Genomic DNA, 4,640 nt, shown 5'->3' with positions numbered 1-4,640 from the left:
CGCCCGCGCCCCACATCGGGCCAGTCGGGTGCAGGTCGAGAATGGCCAGGCGCGGGTCGGTACATTCCGCTTCACCTGCAGGGAAAAAGCTGCGGCTGTCGGTGAACGCCAGCAGATCGCCGACCTGGGCCCGGTTCCAGGTGCCGTCGGCGACACGCGCCGCCAGCACCTGGTTGAACAGGTAGCTGCGCCCGGCCGACAGCAGCCGTGAGCGCGTGTTGCGTTGCTCGGGCAAGGCCTTGCGCGCCGCCCACTCCAGGGCGTCATGGACATTGCCACCGCCATGACCGAAGCGTTGGCTGCCGAAATAGTTGGGCACGCCGTGTTGCTTGAGCAGTTGCAGCCGCGCATCCAGCGCCTGGTGATCGGCGTTCAGCGCGGTCAGGCGCAAGGTGAAGCCGTTGGCCGAATGCGCACCACGCTGCAGCTTGCGCTGGTGGCGCACCTGCTTGAGCACACGCAGGGTGGCATCTTCGGCGCGTGACAGGTCCGGGTCGGCCTTGCCTGGCAGGTGCAGGCTGAACCACTGGCGGGTCAGCGCCTGGCGGTCCTTCAGCCCGGCATAGCTGATGCTGCGCACCGGCACGCCTGCGGCGCGGGCCAGGCGGCGGGCGGCTTCTTCGGTATTGAGGTCACGCTTTTCGACCCACAACCACAGGTGCTCGCCCTGGCCCGACAACGGGATATCCAACACCTCGTCGACCTGGAAATCCTCGGCCACTGCCTTGAGCACAGCGGTGCCCAATACCTCGCCCGATGCACGCGGGCCCAGCAGTTGCAGTTCCGTCATGCTGGCAGCAGCAGGGCAACCGAATGCACGGCAATGCCCTCCTCGCGGCCGCAGAAACCGAGTTTTTCGGTGGTGGTGGCCTTGACGTTGACCTGGTCGAGTTCGACTTGCAGATCTTCGGCGATCAACTGCCGCATGGTGTCGATGTGCGGGGCCATTTTCGGCGCCTGGGCGACGATGGTGGCGTCGACGTTGCCGACCTTCCAGCCCTTGGCGTGGACGATGCCCACCACGTGCCGCAACAGCACGCGGCTGTCGGCGCCCTTGAACTGGGGGTCGGTGTCGGGGAAGTGCTTGCCGATGTCACCCAGCGCTGCAGCGCCAAGCAAGGCATCGCTCAGGGCGTGCAGCAGCACGTCGCCGTCGGAATGGGCCAGCAGGCCGAATGTGTGCGGGATACGCACCCCGCCCAAGGTAATGAAATCACCGTCGCAGAAACGATGCACATCGTAGCCGTGGCCAATACGCATAAGAAAACGCCCTGATTGAGTCAGGGCGTGATTCTACCTGCTTTGGCTGCCATTGGGGCTGGAGGTGATCGCCTCAAGATTTTTAGCGCCTGTGAGATCGAGCGCCGCGCTGGCGGCGCTCGATCTCACAGACACCGAAAATGCAAAGCCCTACACCCGCCCCAACGCCACCGCATGGTGGCGCAGGTGTTCTTCGATGAAGCTGGCAATGAAGTAGTAGCTGTGGTCATAGCCTGGCTGCAGGCGCAGGGTCAGCTCGTGGCCACCCTTGCGTGCTGCCTGCTCCAGCGCTTCAGGCTTGAGCTGCTTTTCGAGGAAGTCGTCACGGTCGCCCTGGTCCACCAGCAACGGTGGGCACTCGCCAGCGGCCGTCTCGGCCAGCAGTACGCTGGCATCCCACTCACGCCAGCGCGCGCGGTCGTCACCCAGGTAGCGGCTGAAGGCTTTCTCGCCCCACGGGCAATCCATGGGGTTGCTGATCGGCGAAAACGCCGACACCGAGCGATAACGCCCCGGGTTGCGCAAAGCGCACACCAGCGCACCGTGCCCGCCCATGGAATGGCCGCTGATGCTGCGCTCGGCCGAGGCCGGGAAATGCGCCTCGATCAACGCCGGCAGCTCCTCTACCACATAGTCATGCATGCGGTAGTGCTTGGCCCAAGGCTGCTGGGTGGCATTGAGGTAGAAGCCGGCCCCCAGGCCAAAGTCCCAGGCGCCGTCCGGGTCGCCAGGCACCTGCTCGCCACGCGGGCTGGTGTCCGGCGCAACGATGATCAACCCCAGTTCGGCAGCCAGGCGCTGGGCGCCTGCCTTCTGCATGAAGTTTTCGTCGGTACAGGTCAGGCCGCTCAGCCAGTACAGCACCGGCAGCTTGGCACCCTGCTCGGCCTGTGGCGGCAGGTACACGGCGAACACCATGTCGCAACCCAGCACGCTGGAATGGTGCCGGTAGCGCTTGTGCCAGCCGCCGAAGCTTTTCTGGCAAGAGATGTTATCCAGGCTCATGGCGCACCTCAGAAGTGGATGACGCTGCGAATGCTCTTGCCTTCATGCATCAGGTCGAAGGCCTTGTTGATGTCTTCCAGGCCCATGGTGTGGGTGATGAACGTATCCAGCGGAATCTCGCCTTTCTCGGACATTTCCACGTAGCTCGGCAACTCGCTGCGGCCACGCACGCCACCGAACGCAGAGCCACGCCAGACCCGGCCGGTCACCAGCTGGAACGGCCGGGTAGCGATTTCCTGGCCGGCACCGGCCACGCCGATGATGACCGACTCGCCCCACCCTTTGTGGCAGCATTCCAGGGCAGCACGCATCAGTTGCACGTTACCGATACATTCAAAGGAGAAGTCCACGCCACCGTCGGTCAGGTCGACAATCACTTCCTGGATCGGGCGGTCGTAGTCTTTCGGGTTGATGCAGTCGGTGGCGCCCAGTTGACGGGCGATCTCGAACTTGGCCGGGTTGATGTCGATGGCGATGATGCGCGAGGCCTTGGCCTTCACCGCACCGATCACCGCCGACAGGCCGATGCCGCCGAGGCCGAAGATGGCCACGGTGTCACCCGGCTTGACCTTGGCGGTGTTGAGCACGGCACCGATACCGGTAGTCACGCCGCAGCCCAGCAGGCAGACCTTTTCCAGAGGGGCTTCTTTCTGGATCTTGGCCACCGAGATTTCCGGCAACACCGTGTACTCGGAGAAGGTCGAGGTGCCCATGTAGTGGAACAGTTGCTGGCCTTTGTAGGAGAAGCGCGTGGTGCCGTCCGGCATCAGGCCCTTGCCTTGGGTAGCACGGATCGCCTGGCACAGGTTGGTCTTGCCCGACAGGCAGAACTTGCACTTGCCGCATTCCGGGGTGTACAGCGGGATCACGTGGTCGCCCACGGCCAGCGAGGTCACGCCCTCGCCTACTGCTTCGACGATCGCACCGCCTTCATGGCCAAGAATGGATGGGAAGATGCCCTCCGGGTCGGCACCCGACAGGGTATAGGCGTCGGTGTGGCAGACACCGCTGGCGACCACGCGCAGCAGCACTTCACCGGCCTTGGGCATGGCCACGTCGACTTCGACGATTTCCAGGGGTTTCTTGGCTTCGAAGGCTACAGCAGCACGGGACTTGATCATCGAGTGTCTCCAGACAGGGTGTCAGTTCAGACCACCAGTGTAATTCACTGACTTTTGATGAATAATCCAGACAAAGACAAAACATTATTGCTGTGCAGGGATAATCATGAGCAACCGCTGGGAAGGCATCGATGAATTCGTGGCTGTCGCCGAATCGGGGCAGTTCACGGCTGCCGCCGAGCGCCTGGGGGTTTCGTCGTCACACATCAGCCGGCAGATCGCCAGGCTGGAAGAACGCTTGCAGACCCGCCTGCTGTACCGCAGTACCCGCCGCGTGACCTTGAGTGAAGCCGGGCAGACCTTTCTGCAGCATTGCCAGCGCCTGCAGGATGGCCGTGAAGAAGCCCTGCGCGCCATGGGTGACCTGGCCAGCGAGCCCAAGGGCCTGCTGCGCATGACCTGCGCGGTGGCCTATGGCGAGCGCTTCATCGTGCCGTTGGTCACACGCTTCATGGCGTTGTACCCCCAGTTGCGCGTGGATGTGGAGTTGAACAACCACACCCTTGACCTGCTGCATGAAGGCATGGACCTGGCCATCCGCCTGGGCAGGCTGGCCGATTCGCGACTGGTGGCGACCCGCCTGGCGCCGCGGCGCATGTACCTGTGCGCATCGCCAGCCTATCTGGAGCGCTATGGCCGGCCGCACAGCCTGTCGGAACTGGCGCGGCACAATTGCCTGATCGGCAGCTCGGATGCGTGGGCACTGCAACAGGACGGCCGCGAGATCAGCCAGCGGGTGCAGGGCAACTGGCGTTGCAACAGTGGCCAGGCGGTTCTGGATGCAGCCTTGCAAGGCATGGGGCTGTGCCAGTTGCCGGACTATTACGTACTGGAGCACCTGCACAGCGGCGCGCTGGTGTCGTTGCTGGAGGGGCATCAACCGCCCAATACCGCGGTTTGGGCGCTGTACCCGCAACAGCGGCACCTGTCGCCGAAAGTGCGGCGGTTGGTGGACTATCTAAAGGAAGGGTTGGCGGGGTTGCCGGAGTATCGCGGGGCCTGATTGCAAAGGGGTCCGCTGCGCGGCCCTATCGCCGGCAAGCCAGCTCCCACAGGGATCGCATCAGGGCTGACAGGTGTTTGCCACAAGGTATGGCAGCGCCTGTTAGAGCGAGCGCCGCCCGCGCGGCGCAATCGCGAGCTGCGCTCGCTCCTACGTTTGTTTCGGGCCAGTAACCCCTGTGCCAGATGCGCGCGGCCGCCTTGTTCGTACGACGCGATTTTGAGGCATGCGCCAAGGCGTTCGCGCGCAAA

Annotated in this window: 5 protein-coding genes; 1 reads left to right on the top strand and 4 read right to left on the bottom strand. The window is 63.9% G+C overall.

Annotated features, from left to right (window positions below):
* From truD to GYA94_RS25300, 4 genes are all read right to left on the bottom strand, one after another.
* Nucleotides 1–790: tRNA pseudouridine(13) synthase TruD (gene truD / locus GYA94_RS25315; RefSeq protein ID WP_161893343.1), on the bottom strand; the 790-nt coding region annotated here is incomplete at its 3' end.
* Nucleotides 787–1,260 carry a 2-C-methyl-D-erythritol 2,4-cyclodiphosphate synthase gene (gene ispF / locus GYA94_RS25310; protein WP_110678271.1) on the bottom strand — a complete coding sequence of 158 codons (474 nt, stop codon included), beginning with the start codon at nucleotides 1,258–1,260 and terminating at the stop codon, nucleotides 787–789. The genes ispF and truD, both read right to left, overlap by 4 nt.
* Before the next feature lie 150 nt (nucleotides 1,261–1,410).
* On the bottom strand, nucleotides 1,411–2,265 hold the full coding sequence (gene fghA, locus GYA94_RS25305; protein WP_029887672.1) for an S-formylglutathione hydrolase: 855 nt from the start codon (nucleotides 2,263–2,265) through the stop codon (nucleotides 1,411–1,413).
* Nucleotides 2,266–2,273: 8 nt separating this feature from the next.
* Nucleotides 2,274–3,386, bottom strand: coding sequence for an S-(hydroxymethyl)glutathione dehydrogenase/class III alcohol dehydrogenase (locus tag GYA94_RS25300; RefSeq protein ID WP_009686067.1), 1,113 nt, complete (start codon nucleotides 3,384–3,386; stop codon nucleotides 2,274–2,276).
* Between the two features lie 106 nt (nucleotides 3,387–3,492).
* On the opposite strand from GYA94_RS25300, the gene GYA94_RS25295 reads away from it, so the two are divergent.
* Nucleotides 3,493–4,389 carry a LysR substrate-binding domain-containing protein gene (locus GYA94_RS25295; protein WP_047150206.1) on the top strand — a complete coding sequence of 299 codons (897 nt, stop codon included), beginning with the start codon at nucleotides 3,493–3,495 and terminating at the stop codon, nucleotides 4,387–4,389.
* The last annotated feature ends 251 nt before the right edge of the window (nucleotides 4,390–4,640 follow it).

The sequence above is a fragment of the Pseudomonas juntendi genome (genome assembly GCF_009932375.1).
GTDB classification, from domain to species: Bacteria; Pseudomonadota; Gammaproteobacteria; order Pseudomonadales; family Pseudomonadaceae; genus Aquipseudomonas; species Aquipseudomonas juntendi.
The sequence above is the reverse complement of the archived record's forward strand: the minus strand, read 5'-3'. Positions and strand labels throughout refer to the sequence as shown.

What these genes read in the sequence shown, in the direction of transcription:
- ispF (WP_110678271.1), bottom strand. Translation starts at nt 1,260, where the DNA reads ATGCGTATTGGCCACGGCTACGATGTGCATCGTTTCTGCGACGGTGAT.
- fghA (WP_029887672.1), bottom strand. Translation starts at nt 2,265, where the DNA reads ATGAGCCTGGATAACATCTCTTGCCAGAAAAGCTTCGGCGGCTGGCAC.
- GYA94_RS25300 (WP_009686067.1), bottom strand. Translation starts at nt 3,386, where the DNA reads ATGATCAAGTCCCGTGCTGCTGTAGCCTTCGAAGCCAAGAAACCCCTG.
- GYA94_RS25295 (WP_047150206.1), top strand. Translation starts at nt 3,493, where the DNA reads ATGAGCAACCGCTGGGAAGGCATCGATGAATTCGTGGCTGTCGCCGAA.